The sequence below is a fragment of the Pseudomonas sp. IPO3774 genome (assembly GCF_013386835.1).
In the GTDB taxonomy this organism is placed as follows: Bacteria; Pseudomonadota; Gammaproteobacteria; order Pseudomonadales; family Pseudomonadaceae; genus Aquipseudomonas.
In genome coordinates this window covers 65,657-82,943 of record NZ_JACAQY010000034.1, presented here as the reverse complement: position 1 = coordinate 82,943, position 17,287 = coordinate 65,657, and the positions used below count along the sequence as shown (strand labels likewise).

Annotated in this window: 17 protein-coding genes; 14 read left to right on the top strand and 3 right to left on the bottom strand. The window is 63.7% G+C overall.

Going from position 1 to position 17,287, the window contains the following annotated elements:
* Positions 1-146 precede the first annotated feature (146 nt).
* From HYE77_RS18560 to HYE77_RS18500, 13 genes are read left to right on the top strand one after another with little or no spacing between them, the layout of a single operon-like run.
* Positions 147-881, top strand: a complete 735-nt coding sequence (locus HYE77_RS18560; RefSeq protein WP_177066710.1) for a glycosyltransferase family 2 protein — start codon at positions 147-149, stop codon at positions 879-881.
* Positions 878-1,813: a glycosyl transferase gene (locus HYE77_RS18555; RefSeq protein WP_008439230.1), complete on the top strand. Its 936-nt coding sequence runs from the start codon at positions 878-880 to the stop codon at positions 1,811-1,813. Before HYE77_RS18560 ends, HYE77_RS18555 begins: the two co-directional genes overlap by 4 nt.
* A complete protein-coding gene (hutH, locus tag HYE77_RS18550; RefSeq protein ID WP_177069107.1) occupies positions 1,797-3,338 on the top strand; it encodes a histidine ammonia-lyase in 1,542 nt (513 codons plus the stop codon). The genes HYE77_RS18555 and hutH overlap by 17 nt, the downstream gene beginning before the upstream one ends.
* Positions 3,331-3,756, top strand: coding sequence for a thioesterase family protein (locus HYE77_RS18545; RefSeq protein WP_177039684.1), 426 nt, complete (start codon positions 3,331-3,333; stop codon positions 3,754-3,756). Before hutH ends, HYE77_RS18545 begins: the two co-directional genes overlap by 8 nt.
* Complete coding sequence (locus HYE77_RS18540; RefSeq protein WP_177069106.1) at positions 3,753-4,478, top strand: outer membrane lipoprotein carrier protein LolA; 726 nt, start codon at positions 3,753-3,755, stop codon at positions 4,476-4,478. The genes HYE77_RS18545 and HYE77_RS18540 overlap by 4 nt, the downstream gene beginning before the upstream one ends.
* On the top strand, positions 4,468-6,786 hold the full coding sequence (locus tag HYE77_RS18535; RefSeq protein WP_177069105.1) for an MMPL family transporter: 2,319 nt from the start codon (positions 4,468-4,470) through the stop codon (positions 6,784-6,786). The genes HYE77_RS18540 and HYE77_RS18535 overlap by 11 nt, the downstream gene beginning before the upstream one ends.
* Positions 6,783-7,517, top strand: a complete 735-nt coding sequence (locus HYE77_RS18530) for a class I SAM-dependent methyltransferase (protein WP_177069104.1) — start codon at positions 6,783-6,785, stop codon at positions 7,515-7,517. Before HYE77_RS18535 ends, HYE77_RS18530 begins: the two co-directional genes overlap by 4 nt.
* Positions 7,514-7,996, top strand: a complete 483-nt coding sequence (locus HYE77_RS18525) for a hypothetical protein (protein WP_177069103.1) — start codon at positions 7,514-7,516, stop codon at positions 7,994-7,996. Before HYE77_RS18530 ends, HYE77_RS18525 begins: the two co-directional genes overlap by 4 nt.
* The gene (locus HYE77_RS18520) at positions 7,993-9,159 is read left to right on the top strand and encodes a beta-ketoacyl-[acyl-carrier-protein] synthase family protein (protein WP_177069102.1); all 1,167 of its coding nucleotides are present in this window, start codon (positions 7,993-7,995) and stop codon (positions 9,157-9,159) included. The genes HYE77_RS18525 and HYE77_RS18520 overlap by 4 nt, the downstream gene beginning before the upstream one ends.
* Complete coding sequence (locus HYE77_RS18515) at positions 9,156-9,617, top strand: hotdog family protein (RefSeq protein ID WP_102604305.1); 462 nt, start codon at positions 9,156-9,158, stop codon at positions 9,615-9,617. The genes HYE77_RS18520 and HYE77_RS18515 overlap by 4 nt, the downstream gene beginning before the upstream one ends.
* On the top strand, positions 9,614-10,342 hold the full coding sequence (fabG, locus tag HYE77_RS18510; RefSeq protein ID WP_177069101.1) for a 3-oxoacyl-ACP reductase FabG: 729 nt from the start codon (positions 9,614-9,616) through the stop codon (positions 10,340-10,342). Before HYE77_RS18515 ends, fabG begins: the two co-directional genes overlap by 4 nt.
* Positions 10,342-11,568, top strand: a complete 1,227-nt coding sequence (locus HYE77_RS18505; RefSeq protein ID WP_008439241.1) for a beta-ketoacyl-ACP synthase — start codon at positions 10,342-10,344, stop codon at positions 11,566-11,568. The genes fabG and HYE77_RS18505 overlap by 1 nt, the downstream gene beginning before the upstream one ends.
* Positions 11,569-11,594: 26 nt before the next feature.
* Positions 11,595-12,035, top strand: coding sequence for a hypothetical protein (locus HYE77_RS18500; protein WP_003209360.1), 441 nt, complete (start codon positions 11,595-11,597; stop codon positions 12,033-12,035).
* Between the two features lie 156 nt (positions 12,036-12,191).
* Here the strand turns inward: HYE77_RS18500 and HYE77_RS18495 are convergent, their stop codons facing one another.
* On the bottom strand, positions 12,192-13,085 hold the full coding sequence (locus tag HYE77_RS18495; protein ID WP_003209358.1) for a LysR family transcriptional regulator: 894 nt from the start codon (positions 13,083-13,085) through the stop codon (positions 12,192-12,194).
* Between the two features lie 181 nt (positions 13,086-13,266).
* Between HYE77_RS18495 and HYE77_RS18490 the strand changes: the two genes are divergently transcribed.
* Positions 13,267-14,484, top strand: a complete 1,218-nt coding sequence (locus tag HYE77_RS18490; protein ID WP_371132458.1) for an MFS transporter — start codon at positions 13,267-13,269, stop codon at positions 14,482-14,484.
* A gap of 53 nt (positions 14,485-14,537) precedes the next feature.
* Here HYE77_RS18490 and hemE read toward each other — a convergent pair whose 3' ends face one another.
* Together hemE and HYE77_RS18480 are read right to left on the bottom strand one after the other, a co-directional pair.
* Entirely contained in the window at positions 14,538-15,605 is a 1,068-nt protein-coding gene (hemE, locus tag HYE77_RS18485) for a uroporphyrinogen decarboxylase (RefSeq protein WP_003209355.1), read from the bottom strand.
* A gap of 242 nt (positions 15,606-15,847) precedes the next feature.
* Positions 15,848-17,266: an FAD-dependent oxidoreductase gene (locus tag HYE77_RS18480; protein ID WP_003209353.1), complete on the bottom strand. Its 1,419-nt coding sequence runs from the start codon at positions 17,264-17,266 to the stop codon at positions 15,848-15,850.
* Positions 17,267-17,287: the final 21 nt, after the last annotated feature.

The following is a 17,287-nucleotide window of genomic DNA, read 5'->3' as shown; positions in this document are numbered from 1 at the left end:
GCTCCCGCTGGAGTGCGCAGCGCTCCCAACCCAGGCACTGTGGTTTATCAGGCAAATCGGTGTCGCCTGTGTTGGGGCCGCTTCGCAGCCCAGCGGGAGCAAGCTCCCTCGCCACGCACAGCGCTTCTGCCAATGGGGTACCTGTTATGCATAACCCCTGCGCCTTGATCCCGGTCTACAACCACGAGGCCGCCGTGCCCGCCGTGGTTCATAGCGTGCTGTCCAGCGGCCTGCCATGCCTGCTGGTAGACGACGGCAGCAGCGCCGCCTGCGCCGCCGTGCTGGCGCAACTGGCAACCCTCGACAACGTGTCCCTGCTGACCCTGCCCGCCAACCAGGGCAAAGGCGCCGCCGTCATGGCCGGCTTTCGCGAAGCCGCACGCCTGGGCTTCACCCACGCCCTGCAAGTGGACGCCGACGGCCAGCACGACCTGCGGGAAGTCGGTACCTTCCTCGACGCCTCCCGCGCCCACCCGAATGCGGTGATCTGCGGCTACCCGGAATACGACGACAGCGTGCCCAAGGGCCGCCTTTACGCGCGCTACCTGACCCACGTTTGGGTATGGATCAACACCTTGTCGCTGCAGATCCGCGATTCCATGTGCGGCTTTCGCGTGTACCCACTGCCACCGACCCTGGCCTTGATGGACTCGGCCAACATCGGCAAACGCATGGATTTCGACTCCGACATCCTGGTGCGACTGGCCTGGCGCAACCAGCCGATGCGCTGGCTGCCGACCAAGGTGCACTACCCCGCCGACGGCCTGTCGCACTTTCGCCTGTTCCATGACAACGCGCTGATTTCCTCGATGCACACCCGGCTGTTCTTCGGCATGTTGGTGCGCGCGCCGATGATCCTCTGGCGCCGGTGGCAGGCATGAGCCAGGACACCAAGCACTGGGCCGACCGCGAGGAGCGCGGCAGCTTCTGGCTGATGAAATTCACCGCCTTCGCCGCCAAGGTCCTCGGGCGCCGGCTGCTGAGCCCGCTGCTCTACGGCATCGTTTTCTACTTCTTTCTGTTCGGCCGCACGGCCCGCCAAAGCGCCTGGCAATACCAGCAGCGCCTGGCCGACTGGAGCCGGCGCGACGACCTGCGCCCTACCCACAGAAGCGTCTTCGGCCAGTTCATGGCGTTCGCCGACGCCCTGCTGGACAAGCTCGACGTATGGAACGGCAAGCTGCGCCTGGAGCAGATCGAAATCATCGACCCGGCCCAACTGCGCGGCCAGCTGCGCAGCGAACGCGGGCAGATGCTGGTGGGCGCGCACCTGGGCAATCTTGAGGTGTGCCGCGCCCTCGCCGAGCTTGGCGAAAAGGTCACCATGAACGTGCTGGTGCACACCAAGCACGCTGAACGTTTCAACCGGATTCTGGGCGAAGCCGGGGCGACCAATCTGCGCCTGATCCAGGTCAGCGAACTTGACCCGGCGGTGATGATGCTGCTCAGCCAGCGCCTCGACGACGGCGAGTGGCTGGCGATTGCCGGCGACCGCGTACCGCTGCATGGCGGGCGTACGGTGCGCGTGGATTTCCTCGGCCATGACGCCGCCTTCCCCCAAGGCCCGTGGCTGTTGGCCGGTTTGCTGAAATGCCCGGTCAACCTGCTGATGTGCTTGAAGCATCAAGGCCGTTATCGCCTGATCATCGAGCCGTTTGCCCAGTTGATCGAATGGAAACGCAGCGACCGCCAGCAGGTGATCGCACAATGGACCGCCCGCTACGCCGAGCGCCTGGGCCAGTTCTGCCTGGAAGCGCCCCAACAATGGTTCAACTTTTACCCTTTCTGGAAGACCGATGACGACGCATCTTGAGCCGGTAACCTTCGGCGAAATTCCCCTGCGCATCGAAGACGTGCTGGCCCTGGCCAACCGTCAGGCGCCGACTCAACTGCAAGCCGATGCCAAGTACCGCCAGCGCATCGCCAAGGGCGCGCAGTTCCTGGATTCGTTGCTGGACAAGGAAGGCGTGATCTACGGCGTGACCACCGGCTACGGCGACTCGTGCGTGGTGGCGGTGCCGCTGGAGCACGTCGAAGCACTGCCCCGCCACCTCTACACGTTCCACGGCTGCGGCCTGGGCAAGTTGCTGGATGCGCAAGCCACCCGCGCGGTGCTGGCGGCGCGGTTGCAGTCACTGTGCCATGGCGTGTCGGGCGTGCGCGTGGAGTTGCTGGAGCGCCTGCACGCGTTCCTGGAATTCGACGTGCTGCCGCTGATTCCGGAAGAAGGCTCGGTAGGCGCCAGCGGTGACTTGACGCCGCTGTCCTACGTGGCCGCAACCTTGTCTGGTGAGCGCGAAGTGATGTTCCGTGGCGAACGCCGCCAGGCGTCGGAGGTGCACCGCGAGCTGGGCTGGGACCCGCTGGTACTGCGCCCGAAAGAGGCCCTGGCACTGATGAACGGCACCGCCGTGATGACCGGCCTCGCCTGCCTGGCCTTCGCCCGCGCCGACTACCTGCTGCAACTGGCCACGCGCATCACCGCGCTGAACGTGGTGGCGCTGCAAGGCAACCCGGAGCATTTCGACGAGCGCCTGTTCGCCGCCAAGCCGCACCCGGGGCAGATGCAAGTCGCCGCCTGGCTGCGCAAGGATCTGGCCATCGACGCGCCGACCGCGCCGCTGCATCGCCTGCAAGACCGTTACTCCCTGCGCTGCGCGCCCCACGTCCTGGGCGTGCTGGCCGACAGCCTGAACTGGTTGCGTTCGTTCATCGAGATCGAACTCAACAGCGCCAACGACAACCCGATCATCGACGCCGAAGAAGAACGCGTGCTGCACGGCGGCCACTTCTACGGCGGCCACATCGCCTTCGCCATGGACAGCCTCAAGACCCTGGTGGCCAACGTCGCCGACCTGCTGGACCGCCAGCTCGCCCTGCTGGTGGACGTGCGTTACAACCACGGCTTGCCGAGCAATTTGTCGGGTGCGCCAGTCGAGCGGGCGATGATCAACCACGGCTTCAAGGCTGTGCAGATCGGCACCAGCGCCTGGACCGCCGAAGCGCTGAAAAACACCATGCCGGCCAGCGTGTTCTCGCGCTCCACCGAGTGCCACAACCAGGACAAGGTGAGCATGGGCACCATCGCCGCCCGCGATGCGATTCGTGTGCTGGAACTGACCGAACAAGTCGCCGCCGCCACTTTGCTCGCCGCCAACCAGGGCGTATGGCTGCGGGCCCAGGCTGAAGATGCGCGCCCGCTGCCGCCGGCGCTGGCCGCCATGCACGACGAGCTGGCCAAAGACTTCCCGCCGGTCATCGAAGACCGCGCCCTGGAAGGCGAATTGCGCCTGTGCCTGAAACGCATCGCCGAGCAACACTGGAGGCTGCATGCGTAGCCCCGGCGTGTTGCACTGCGACACTGAAATCCTCGTACCGTTTTTCGACATCGACACCATGAACGTGGTGTGGCACGGGCACTACGTAAAGTACCTGGAAGTCGCCCGCTGCGCCTTGCTGGACAAGATCGGCCACAACTACACGGCGATGCTGGAAGCGGGTTACGCCTGGCCGGTGATCGATATGCAACTGCGCTATGTGCGCGGTGCGACCTTCGGCCAGACCATCAACGTGCGCGCCAGCCTGGTGGAGTGGGAGAACCGCTTGAAGGTCAATTACCTGATCAGCGACAAGGCCACGGGCGAGCGCCTGACCCGCGCCAGCACCGTGCAAGTGGCGGTGGAGATTGCCAGCCGTGAAATGCAGTTGGCGTCGCCAAAAATATTCACTGACGCCATAGAGAGAGCCTTGAAATGAGATTCCCTGTGGGAGCGGCGGTGCGACGATTCGACTTGCTCGCGAAAATCGTCAACGATAACGCAGGCCGCCTGACACCCCGTGGCGCCCTCAGGTTCTTCGCGAGCAAGTCGAATCGTCGCACCGCCGCTCCCACAGGAATCGCCTTCATTCTGTTGTTGGGCATTCCAGGCCTGGCCCATGCTTTCGACCTGCAACAACTCAGTGATCAGCTTGCAAAGCCAACGGTGATCCACGGCAACTTCATCCAGGAAAAACACCTGCGCGCCCTGCCGCAACCGCTGGTCAGCAAGGGCACGTTTGTCCTGGCCAAGGATCACGGCCTGCTGTGGCTGCTGAAAACCCCGCTGCAACAGGACTACCGCATCAGCGCCACCGGCATCGCCCGGCGAGACGCCAACGGCTGGCAATTGCTGCCGAACAAGAGTGCCGGTGCCGAGCAGAACCGTTTGTTCCTCGCCGTGTTGCAGGGCGACAGCAGCGGCTTGCAGCGTGACTTCGAGCTGCAACTGCAAGGCGAAGCCCAGCAGTGGAAACTCACGCTGATCCCGCGCTCGCTGCTGCTCAAGCAGGTGTTCACCCAAATCAATATCGACGGCGGCGAACTGGTGCAGAAGATCGAGCTGCTGGAAACCCAGGGCGACAGCACCGTACTGCGCATGCAGGACAGCACCAGCAGCCAGCCCTTGAGCGACGCGGAGCAACACGACTTTGCCGAGTGAACGCTGGTTGCCGCGCCTGTTCCTGATCCTGCTGGTGGCCGTGTTGGCCCTGGCGGGCTGGCAATGGCGCCATGGCGCACCGCTGTCGGCGAACCTGATGGAACTGGTGCCCGGCACCGCGCCGGATGCGCTGGAGCTGCGGGCCGAACAGCGCATGCAGGAACCGCTGAACCGCGAAATGCTGGTGCTGGTGGGGCATGCCGATCGACAAAAAGCCGTGGCCATGGCGACGCAATTGGGCGAAGCCTGGCAAGCCAGCGGCCTGTTTGAAAAGGTCCAGTGGAACCTCCAAGCCGACCTGCCGGCCCTGCGTCAGCAGTTGCTGCAAGGCCGGCTGGCGATGCTCTCGACCAAGGATCGCGAGCAACTGATCGACGAGCCCCAGGCGTTTATTCAGCAGCGGGTTCAGGCGCTGTTCGACCCGTTCACCGGCTTCAGCCTGGTGCCCAGCCAGGACGATTGGCTGGGCCTCACCGGGCGCATCCAGAACAGCCAGCCGCAACACGGTTCGGTGCAGCTGGATATCGGCAGCGGCGCGCTGATCGCCGATGCCGACGGCAAAAGCTGGGTACTGCTGCGGGCCCGCACCACCGGCAATGCCTTCGACATGAAACTGCCGCTGCAAGTGGCTGACCTGCTCAAGGCCAGCCGCGAGCAGGCCGACCAGCAAGGCGCGCAATTGCTCGCCGCCAGCGGCCTGCTGTATGCAGCCAATGGTCAGCAGCAGGCCACCCGGGAAATCACTTGGGTCGGCGGCGGCGCGACGGTAGGCATCCTGTTATTGCTGCTGCTTGCGTTCCGCCGCTGGCGGGTGTTGCTGGCGTTCGTGCCGGTGCTGGTGGGCATGCTGTTTGGTGCGGTGGCCTGCGTGGCGCTGTTCGGGCATATGCATGTGATCACGCTGGTGCTGGGCTCGAGCCTGATCGGCGTGGCGGTGGATTACCCGCTGCATTACCTGTCCAAGAGCTGGAGCATGAGCCCTTGGCGCAGTTGGCCAGCGTTGCGCGTGACCTTGCCGGGCCTGAGCCTGAGCCTGGCCACCAGTTGCATCGGTTACCTGGCCCTGGCGTGGACGCCGTTCCCGGCGCTGACGCAAATCGCGGTGTTCTCCGCTGCCGGTCTGGTGGGCGCTTACCTGTCGGCCGTGTGCCTGTTGCCGGCCTTGCTCAAAGGCGTCGAACTGCGCCCGGCGCAATGGCCCCTGCGCATTGCCGAGTTCCTGCTGAGCGTGCGCGAGTCGCTGCTCAAGCGCCTGCCAAGCCCGGTGTTGTTGATACTGGTGTTGGTGTTTTGCGCCGGTGGGCTGTGGCACCTGAACAGCAAAAACGATATCCGCCAGTGGATCGGTGCGCCACCGCAGTTGCTGCAGGAAGCCCAGGCCGTTGCGCGGATTACCGGGTTCCAGCCCACCAGCCAGTTCTTCCTGGTGCGGGCGGACAACCAGCAGCAGTTGCTGGAACGCCAGGCCGCGCTGAGCCAGCGCCTGGATCAGTTGGTGAACATGGACAAGCTCCAGGGTTACCTGGCGCTCAACCAGTTGGTCAGCGCGCCGGCGGAGCAACAGCAACTGCGCGAGGCCCTGAACCAACTGCCGCAGTACTGGCAGCCATTGCTGGACCTCGGCGTACCGGCCGCCGCCCTGCAAGCCGAGCTGGCCCAGTTGCAGGCCTTGCCCACCGAAGACATCGACGCAGCACTGGTCGGCCCGCTGGCCGAGCCGTGGCGCACGCTGTGGCTGGGGAATGTCGACGGTGGCGTGGCGGCGATGGTGAGCCTGCAAGGGTTGAACAACCCGGCCTTGCTGCGGGTGCAGGCCCTGGATCTGCCCGGCGTGCAGTTGGTGGATCGCCTCGGCGACTTGAACCAGGTGTTCGCCGCCACACAGATCAGCGCGGCGGAATTGAAATTGATGTCCTGCGTGTTGATCGTACTGCTGCTGATCCTGCCGTTCGGCTTCGGCGGTGCCTTGCGCATCGTCGCCCTGCCGTTGCTGGCGGCGCTGTGCAGCCTGGCCAGCCTCGGTTGGCTGGGGCAGCCGTTGACGTTGTTCAGCCTGTTCGGCCTGCTGCTGGTGACCGCCATCAGCGTCGACTACGCGATCCTGATGCGTGAACAAATTGGCGGCGCCGCCGTGAGCCTGTTGGGCACACTGTTGGCGGCCGTGACTACTTGGCTATCGTTCGGCCTGCTGGCTATTTCCAGCACACCGGCGGTGAGTAATTTTGGGCTGTCGGTGAGCCTGGGGCTGGCGTTCAGCTTCATGCTGGCGCCGTGGGCCAGCCCGTCCGGGACAAGGAAGATGAGATGAGCAGCCAATACCTGAGTAAAAACTACGTCGAAGAAACCAAATTCGGCTTCTGGTTCCTGCGCAGCCACACCTGGCAGCACCATGTGCTGCGCGTGGCCATCAACGACCTGCGCAGCTTGTTCAGCGACCCGCTGCCGGTTGCCCCGGTGCTGCTGGACGCTGGTTGCGGCCAGGGCAAGTCGTTCCAGTACCTGCAGCAGGTGTTCGCCCCCGACCGCCTGATCGGCCTCGACGCCGACCCCCACAGCCTCGACCTGAGCCGCGCCGAAGCCGCGCGCCAGGGCATCGCCATCGAGTTGATCGGCAGCGACTGCGCGACCCTCGAAGTGGCCGACGCCAGTGTCGACGTGCTGTTCTGTCACCAGACCTTCCATCATCTGGTGGAACAGCATCGCGCCCTGAAAGAGTTCTATCGGGTGCTCAAGCCAGGCGGCTACCTGCTGTTTGCCGAATCCACCGAGGCCTATATCGACACCTGGGTAATCCGCTGGCTGTTTCGTCACCCGATGCATGTGCAGAAAAGCGCCGAGGAGTACCTTGAGATGATTCACGAGCAGGGCTTTGAGTTCGGCCCGCAGAACGTCTCGTACCCGTACCTGTGGTGGAGCCGCGCCACCGACTTCGGCCTGCTTGAGCGCTGGGGCCTGCGCCAGCCAAAACCGGCCGGCCAGCGCGAAGAAACCCTGGTCAACGTGGTCGCCCGCAAACCTCTGGCGAGCGCTGAAACATGATCCGAATGCTGTTGATCGGCTGTCTATTGCTGCTGGGCGCGTGCGCCAGCCAGCCGCCGTTGCCGACGAAAAACCCGGTACTGAGCCTGCCACTGCAACTGCACGTACAGCGCGAACAGGGTGGCCAGCGCCAGGACTGGTTGCTGGTGATGCAGCGCGAAGGCGGCGGGATCCGCTGGTCGATGATGGACCCGCTGGGCATTCCCCAGGCTCGGCAGATGCTGATCAATGGCGCCTGGCAGGCCGACGGTCTGCTGCCGCCCAATCCCCAGGCGCGTGAATTGTTTGCCGCGCTGTTGTTCGCCCTGACCTCGGCGGATGAAGTTTCCAGGCTGTACCCCGGGACCCAGGAAATGGACCTGATCCGCACCCTGCCGTCCCACTGGAAGATCACCTATCACTCCTCCCTGGTGTTTCGCGTGGACGTGATCGGGCAACACCTGACCTACCACATCTCGCCGCTAGGGGCTGCCCGATGAGCGCCTACCTCAATGCCCTCGGCGTGATCTGCGCCCTGGGCCGCGACAAGCGCGAAGTCAGCCGCAGCCTGTTTGCCGGCGACTGCTCCGGCATGCGCGCCGAAAGCGGCTGGGTGCCGGAGCGTGTGTTGCCGGTGGCCGCTGTGCACGGTGAACTGGCGGCGATACCGCCCGGGCTGGAATCCCATCGCAGCCGCAATAACCAGTTGCTGCTGGAAGCCGCGTTGCAGATTGACGACGAGATCCGGCAAGCGATCCAGACGTTCGGCGCGTCGCGCATTGGCATCGTGCTCGGCACCAGCACCTCGGGCATCGATGAAGCCAGCCGTGGCATCGCCCACTATCTGCGGGAAAACCAGTTCCCCGCCGACTACGACTATCAACAACAGGCGCTTGGCGCCCCGGCCGATTTCCTCGCCGACTGGCTGCAACTGAGCGGCCCGGTTTACGTGATTTCCACCGCCTGCACCTCCAGCGCACGAGCGCTGATGAGTGCCCAACGCCTGTTGGACCTGGGTGTGTGCGATGCGGTGATCTGCGGTGGCGTCGACACGCTGTGCAAGCTGACCCTCAATGGTTTTTCGTCCCTGGAAGCGGTTTCGGCAGAGCGCTGCAATCCGTTTTCGCTGAACCGCAACGGCATCAATATCGGCGAAGCCGCCGTGTTGTTCCTGATGAGCAAAACCCCGGCGCCGGTCGCACTGCTGGGCAGTGGCGCCAGTTGCGACGCCCACCATATTTCCGCCCCCGAGCCTGCCGGCAAGGGTGCGTTGCAAGCGATGCGCAAGGCCCTGGCCAGCGCACAACTGGCGCCCGGACAAATCGGTTACCTGAACCTGCACGGCACCGCTACCCAACATAACGATGCCATGGAAAGCCTGGCGGTCGCGGCCCTGTTCCCGGACGGCGTAGCCTGCTCCTCGACCAAACCCATGACCGGCCACACCCTGGGCGCCGCCGGCGCGCTGGAAGCGGCGTTCTGCTGGCTGAGCCTGGCAGAAGGCATAGTGCCGCCGCATGTCTGGGATGGCCAGGCGGACCCCGACCTGCCCGTACTGAAGTGGGCGTCGCCCGGCGACGCCCTGGAAAAACGCTGCCTGATGAGCAACTCGTTTGCCTTCGGTGGCAACAACGTCAGCCTGATTATCGGAGACGCCCCATGACTGATTGGCCGCTCGCCGAACTGCTGCCCCACGCCGGTGACATGATCCTGATCGATCAGGTCCTGAGCTTTGATGAAGAACAGATCCAGACCCGCCTGACGGTCAAGCCCGGCGGTCTTTTCAACCGCGCCGACGGCAGCCTGCCCGCGTGGGTCGGCATTGAGTTGATGGCGCAAAGCGTCGCGGCCTACGCCGGTTGCCGCGCGCGCCAGAAAGGTGAAGCCGTGGAGTTGGGCTTCCTGCTGGGCACGCGCAAGTTCGAGTGCAACGTCGAGCACTTTCCCGCCGGCACCGAGCTGACCATCCACGGCCTGCGCTCCCTGGAAGACGACAACGGCATGGGTGTGTTCGAATGCCACCTCACCGGTCACGGCATCCAGGCCAGCGCGCGCTTGAACGTATTTCGACCGCCCCAGGCGGCCAACTATTTAGATGAATCGAAGGACACCACGCCATGACTGAATCCGTATTGGTGACCGGCTCCAGCCGTGGCATCGGCCGCGCTATCGCTGTGCGCCTGGCCCAGGCCGGGCACGACATCGTGCTGCACTGCCGCAGCGGGCGTGCCGAGGCGGATGCGGTGCAGGTCGAAATCGAAGCGCTGGGGCGCAAGGCCCGGGTGTTGCAATTCGATGTGGCGGACCGCGCCAGCTGCAAGGAGATCCTTGAAGCCGACGTGGAAGCCCATGGCGCGTATTACGGCGTGGTGCTCAATGCGGGCCTGACGCGCGACGGCGCGTTTCCAGCGCTGTCGGAACACGATTGGGACGTGGTGATGCGCACCAACCTCGACGGTTTCTACAACGTGCTGCACCCGGTGATGATGCCGATGATTCGTCGTCGCGCCGCCGGGCGGATCGTGTGCATCACCTCGGTATCCGGGCTGATCGGCAACCGCGGCCAGGTCAACTACAGCGCGTCCAAGGCCGGCCTGATCGGCGCCGCCAAGGCCCTGGCCATCGAGCTGGGCAAGCGCAAGATCACCGTCAATTGCGTGGCCCCCGGGCTGATCGACACCGCGATGCTCGATGAAAACGTACCGGTGGAAGAGCTGATGAAAATGATCCCCGTCCAGCGCATGGGCACTCCGGAAGAAGTCGCCGGGGCGGTGAATTTCCTGATGTCGGCAGAAGCCGGCTACATCACCCGCCAAGTGCTGGCCGTGAATGGAGGCCTGTGCTGATGAAACGTGTGGTGGTCACCGGCATGGCCGGCGTTACGTCCCTGGGCAGCGATTGGGCAACCATCGCCGCCAACTTCCGCGCCAACCGCAGCGGCATCCGGCGCATGGACGAGTGGGACCGTTTCACCGAACTGAACACCCGGCTGGCCGGGCCGATCGATGATTTCGTGGTGCCCGCCCACTGGACCCGCAAGCAACTGCGCAGCATGGGCCGGGTTTCCCGGCTGGCTGTATGGGCGGCGGAGCAGGCGCTCAAAGACGCCGGCTTGCTGGGCGACGAGTCGATCAAGGACGGGCGCATGGGCGTGGCCTGTGGCTCGTCCACCGGCAGCACCGACGAGATCAAGGCCTTCGGCAATATGCTGCTGAACTCGGTAGCCGAGGGGCTGAACGCCAACTCCTACGTGCGGATGATGCCCCACACCACGGCGGCGAATATCAGCATTTTCTTCGGCCTCACCGGCCGGCTGATCCCCACCTCCAGCGCGTGCACCAGCGGCAGCCAGGGCATCGGCTACGCCTATGAGGCCATCAAGTTCGGCCGCCTGCCGCTGATGTTGGCAGGTGGCGCCGAAGAGCTGTGCCCTACCGAAGCCATGGTGTTCGATGCGCTGTACGCCACCAGCCTGAAAAACGATGCACCACAAACCAGCCCGCGTCCCTACGACAGTGGGCGCGACGGCCTGGTGATCGGCGAAGGCGGCGGCATCCTGGTACTCGAAGAGCTGGAACATGCACTGGCCCGTGGCGCGCATATCCACGCGGAAATCGTCGGCTTCGGCAGCAACGCCGACGGCCAGCACACCACCCGCCCGGAACAGGCCACCATGCGCCGCGCCATGGAACTGGCATTGGAAGATGCGGGGCTTGCGCCCGACGCGATCGGCTATGTGAACGGCCATGGCACCGCCACCGACCAGGGCGACATCGCCGAAACCCTGGCCACCAGCAGCCTGTTCGGCAGCCGCATGCCCATCAGTTCGCAGAAGAGTTTCCTTGGGCATACCCTGGGCGCATGCGGCGCGCTGGAGTCGTGGTTCAGCATCGAGATGATGAACCGCAACCAATACGTGCACACCTTCAACCTCGACGAAGTCGACCCGCGCTGCGGCGAGCTGGACTACCTGCAAGGTGAGTTCCGCGAGCTGCACAGCGACTACGTGATGAACAACAATTTTGCCTTTGGCGGCGTCAACACTTCGCTGATTTTCCGCCGCTGGGTGTAGGTTTTTTTACTGACTGGAGAAATGGAATGTCTTCCCTGCTACGCGCAACACTGGTCGCTTTGGCCCTGCTCACCACCGCTGGCTGCACCAACAAACCGGTGCTCAACACCCAGCACGACTTGCCGGCGAACCCGCAGGTCAACGAAGAAAAAATGAAGCAGACCATTATCGCGGCCTTGAACAAACGCCAATGGGTGGTGCAGCGCCTGAGCCCGCAACTGGTGCAGGCCGAGATCAACGTGCGCAACCAGTTCCACGCTGAAATCGACATCCGCTACACCGCCACCAGCTACGCCATCACCTACCGCGACAGCCGCGACCTGGGCTACAAGGACGGCAAGATTCACCGCAACTACAACCGCTGGGTGAGCATGCTGGACCGTGACATCCTGGCGGCGTTGCGCACCAATGGTGTGAGCGACACGGCGCAGTTGCTCCAGCAGACCGGGACGTCGAAGCAGAACTGAAACACCCGCTTCCCTGTGGCGAGGGAGCTTGCTCCCGTTGGGGCGCGAAGCGCCCCTGAAACCTGCGATTGAGGGTTGCCTGGTAAAACTCAGTCGTCGGGTTTCGGGGCTGCTGCCCAGCGGGAGCAAGCTCCCTCGCCACAGGTTATACGTCGGTCATACCAATGCCTTGCGGGTCAGCAGCTCGACAAACGCCTTGGCCATCGGCGTCTGCTGACCCTTGCGCTGCACCAGCCACACAGCCGTCACCGCCTCCTGATCCAGCAACGTGCGATACACCACGCCATCAATGCGGATCCGCTGATACGACGCCGGCAACACCGAGACACCCAACCCCGCCGCCACCAGGCCGATGATGGTCATCGCCTCCCCGGCCTCCTGCGCGAAGTGCGGGCTGAAGCCGGCATCACGCGCCAGGCTCATCAATTGGGCATACAACCCGCTGCCGTAAGTCCGCGGGAAAAACACAAACGGTTCTTCGGCCAATTGCGCCAGGTGCAAACCCCGCTCACTGCCCTCCACCAACGGATGCCCGGCGTTCAGCACGGCCACCAAGGGCTCGCGCATCAGTTCCACGACGCTCAAGGAATCGGGCAACGGCAACGGTCGCATCAACCCCACCTGAATCGACTCATCCACCAGCGACTCGGCCACCTCCGTGCTGCTCATCTCCTGCAGATTCAAATGCACCGCCGGGAATGCCTGGCGAAACGCGAAGATCGCCTGTGGGATGCTGGAGTTGAACGGCGCAGAAGAGGTGAAGCCAATCTTCAACTCCCCCAGTTCCCCCAGCTGCGCCCGACGCGCCACGTCCGCCGCTTTATCCACCTGCGCCAGCACCAACCGCGCCTCTTGCAGGAACAACCTGCCGGCCTCGCTCAGCTCGACCCGACGATTGGTACGCTCAAACAACCGCGCACCTATCTCCTGCTCCAGCGCCTGGATCTGCTGGCTCAGGGGCGGCTGGGAGATCCCCAGCACCTGCGCGGCGCGGCCAAAATGCAGCTCTTCAGCCACGGCGATGAAGTAACGCAGGTGGCGCAGTTCCATGAAAACCTCATTAGGTCGTAAAAGCTCTTAAACAGGTCGAACAATATATTGGAAAGAATCAATAGGGAGCTATATTCTTTTTTGCATTGCCAGCCCTGGCAGCCTTTCCTCCCCGAGGTCCCGCGTGAAATCTGCTGTCGCTCCGCTTGCTCAAGAAGTACCGCCCACCGCCCTCGATGAAGTGGTGGCACAGCTCAACGAGCAGTACATCGAAAAAGGCACCCCGATGTTCATGCGCACGGTGCTGGCGCTGTTCTCCGGCGGTTTCGCCACTTTCGCCCTGCTCTACTGCGTACAGCCGATGATGCCGGCGCTGTCCCACGAATTTTCCATCAATGCCGCGCAAAGCAGCCTGATTCTCTCGGTGGCCACCGGCATGCTCGCCATTGGCCTGCTGATCACCGGGCCGATTTCCGACACCCTGGGGCGCAAGCCGGTGATGGTTGCCGCGCTGTTCTGCGCCGCACTGTGCACCATCGCCAGCGGCCTGATGCCAAGCTGGGAAGGCATCCTGCTGATGCGCGCACTGGTGGGCCTGTCCCTCAGCGGCCTGGCAGCGGTGGCCATGACCTACCTGAGTGAAGAGATCCACCCGCAACACATCGGCTTGGCCATGGGTTTGTACATCGGTGGTAACGCCATTGGCGGCATGAGCGGCCGCTTGATCATCGGTGTGCTGATCGACTTCGTCAGTTGGCACACGGCGATGCTGATCATTGGCGCCCTGGCGCTGATCGCAGCCACGGTGTTCTGGAAGATCCTCCCCGAGTCGCGCAACTTCCGCGCCAGCACCCTGCACCCGCGCAGCCTGGTGGACGGCTTCACCATGCACTTCAAGGACGCCGGCCTGCCGTGGCTGTTCCTCGAAGCCTTCGTGCTGATGGGCGCCTTTGTGACGATGTTCAACTACATCGGCTACCGCTTGCTGGCGGACCCGTACGATTTGAGCCAGGCCGTGGTAGGCCTGCTGTCGCTGGTCTACCTCTCGGGTATCTACAGCTCGGCGAAAATCGGCTCCCTGGCCGACCGCCTGGGCCGTCGCCGAGTGCTGTGGGGCACCATCGTGCTGATGCTCGGCGGCATCGCCCTGACGCTGTTTACCCCGCTGTGGCTGGTAGTGCCCGGCATGCTGATCTTCACCTTCGGCTTCTTCGGCGCCCACTCAGTGGCCAGCAGCTGGATCGGCCGCCGCGCGCTGAAAGCCAAGGGCCAGGCGTCGTCGCTGTACCTGTTCAGTTACTACGTGGGGTCGAGTATTGCGGGGACGGCGGGCGGGTTTTTCTGGCACTACGCCGGGTGGAACGGGATTGGCGGGTTTATCGTCGCGCTGTTGATCGTCGCGTTGCTGGTGGCGTTGAAGCTGGCGAAGTTACCGCCGTTGCAGGAAGCCAAGGCTTAATCACCGCTCACAAAAAAGCCCGGCATCTGCCGGGCTTTTTCATTGCCGCGCGATCACTCGTGATACTGCGCCGACAACTCGTGCACCGCCCGCAGGAACGCGCCTGCGTGCTCCGGATCAACTTCCGGAGTAATGCCGTGGCCAAGGTTGAACACGTGACCACTGCCTTTGCCGTAGCTGGCAAGGATGCGGCCCACTTCAGCGCGGATCGCTTCCGGCTTGGCGTACAGCACGGTCGGGTCCATGTTGCCTTGCAGCGCAACCTTGTTGCCCACGCGGCGACGGGCTTCGCCGAGGTCGCAGGTCCAGTCCAGGCCCAGCGCGTCGGCGCCGGCGTCGGCGATGCTTTCCAGCCACAGGCCGCCGCCCTTGGTGAACATGATCACCGGCACCTTGCGGCCTTCGTGTTCGCGGATCAGGCCGCTGACGATCTTGCGCATGTAGGCCAGGGAGAACTCCTGGTACGCCGCCGCCGACAGGTTGCCACCCCAGGTGTCGAAGATCTGCACCGCCTGAGCGCCGGCCATGATCTGGCCGTTGAGGTAGGAGGTGACCGACTGCGCCAGCTTGTCCAGCAGCAGGTGCATGGCTTGCGGGTTGTCGTACAGCATGGCCTTGGTCTTGCGGAAGTCTTTCGACGAGCCGCCTTCGACCATGTAGGTGGCCAGGGTCCACGGGCTGCCGGAGAAGCCGATCAGCGGCACGCGGCCGTTCAGCTCGCGGCGGATGGTGCTGACCGCATCCATGACGTAGCCCAGGTCCTTGTGGGGATCGGGGATCGGCAGGGCTTCGATGTCGGCCAGGGTGCTGACGACTTTCTTGAAACGCGGGCCTTCGCCGGTTTCGAAGTACAGGCCCTGGCCCATGGCATCAGGGATGGTCAGGATATCGGAGAACAGGATGGCCGCATCCAGCTGTGGATAGCGGTCCAGCGGTTGCATGGTGACTTCGCAGGCGAACTCCGGGTTCATGCACAGGCTCATGAAGTCGCCGGCGTGGGCGCGACTGGCGCGGTATTCCGGCAGGTAGCGACCGGCCTGGCGCATCATCCACACAGGGGTGACGTCCACGGGTTGCTTGAGCAGGGCACGAAGGAAACGGTCGTTCTTGAGGGCAGTCATGTCGGCATCCGCAAAAAAAGTGCGGGCATTTTCTCAGAGCGCGACGCAAAAGGCACGGCAAGAGCCGTGCCTTTTGTCTATCGGGTCAATTTGTCGCGGATATGAAAGCGCCACAAAACAAATGTGGGAGCGGGCTTGCTCGCGAAAGCGGTGGGTCAGCCAACACATCTGGTGACTGATATACCGCATTCGCGAGCAAGCCCGCTCCCACATTTTGATCCCATTTCAATCCGGGATCGGGGTCAGACCTGCAGGTAATCCAGGATACCTTCGGCGGCGTTGCGGCCTTCGAAGATGGCCGTCACTACCAGGTCAGACCCGCGCACCATGTCGCCACCGGCGAAGATTTTCGGGTTGCTGGTCTGGTGTTTGTACTGGCCTTGTTCCGGGGCTACAACGCGGCCCTGGCTGTCGGTCTGGATTTCGAACTGCTCGAACCACGGCGCCGGGCTTGGGCGGAAACCGAAGGCGATGACCACGGCGTCTGCCGGGATGATCTCTTCGGAACCCGGGATCGGCTCGGGGCTGCGACGGCCACGGGCATCCGGTTCGCCGAGACGGGTCTCGACCACTTTCACGCCTTCGACACGGTCTTCACCGACGATAGCGATCGGCTGGCGGTTGTAGAGGAATTTCACGCCTTCTTCCTTGGCGTTCTTCACCTCTTTGCGCGAACCCGGCATGTTGGCTTCGTCACGACGGTAGGCACAGGTCACCGACTTGGCGCCCTGGCGAATCGAAGTGCGGTTGCAGTCCATCGCGGTATCACCACCGCCCAGCACCACGACCTTCTTGCCTTTCATGTCGACGAAATCTTCCGGCGACTTTTCAAAGCCCAGGTTGCGGTTGACGTTGGCGATCAGGAAGTCCAGAGCGTCGTACACGCCCGGCAGGTCTTCACCGGCGAAGCCACCCTTCATGTAGGTGTAGGTGCCCATGCCCATGAACACGGCATCGTATTCTTCGAGCAGTTGCTCCATGGTCACGTCCTTGCCGATTTCGGTATTGAGGCGGAACTCGATACCCATGCCGGTGAAGACTTCGCGACGATGGCTCAGTACGGTTTTTTCCAGCTTGAACTCGGGGATGCCGAAGGTCAGCAGGCCACCGATTTCCGGGTTCTTGTCGAACACCACCGGGGTCACGCCGCCACGCACCAGCACGTCGGCACAGCCCAGGCCCGCCGGGCCCGCGCCGATGATCGCGACGCGCTTGCCGGTCGGCTTGACCTTGGACATGTCCGGGCGCCAGCCCATGGCGAACGCGGTGTCGGTGATGTACTTCTCCACCGAACCGATGGTCACCGCGCCGAAGCCGTCGTTGAGGGTGCACGCACCCTCGCACAGACGGTCCTGCGGGCACACCCGGCCGCACACTTCCGGCAGGGTGTTGGTCTGGTGCGACAACTCGGCGGCGGCGAGGATGTTGCCCTCGGCCACCAGCTTCAGCCAGTTCGGAATGAAGTTGTGCACCGGGCACTTCCATTCGCAATACGGGTTACCGCAACCCAGGCAGCGGTGGGCCTGGTCGGCCGAGTGCTGGGGTTTGAAGGGCTCGTAGATTTCCACGAACTCTTTCTTGCGTTGACGCAACAGTTTCTTCTTCGGATCTTTGCGCCCGACATCGATGAACTGGAAGTCGTTATTCAGACGTTCAGCCATGTTAAAACCTCATCAAACTCT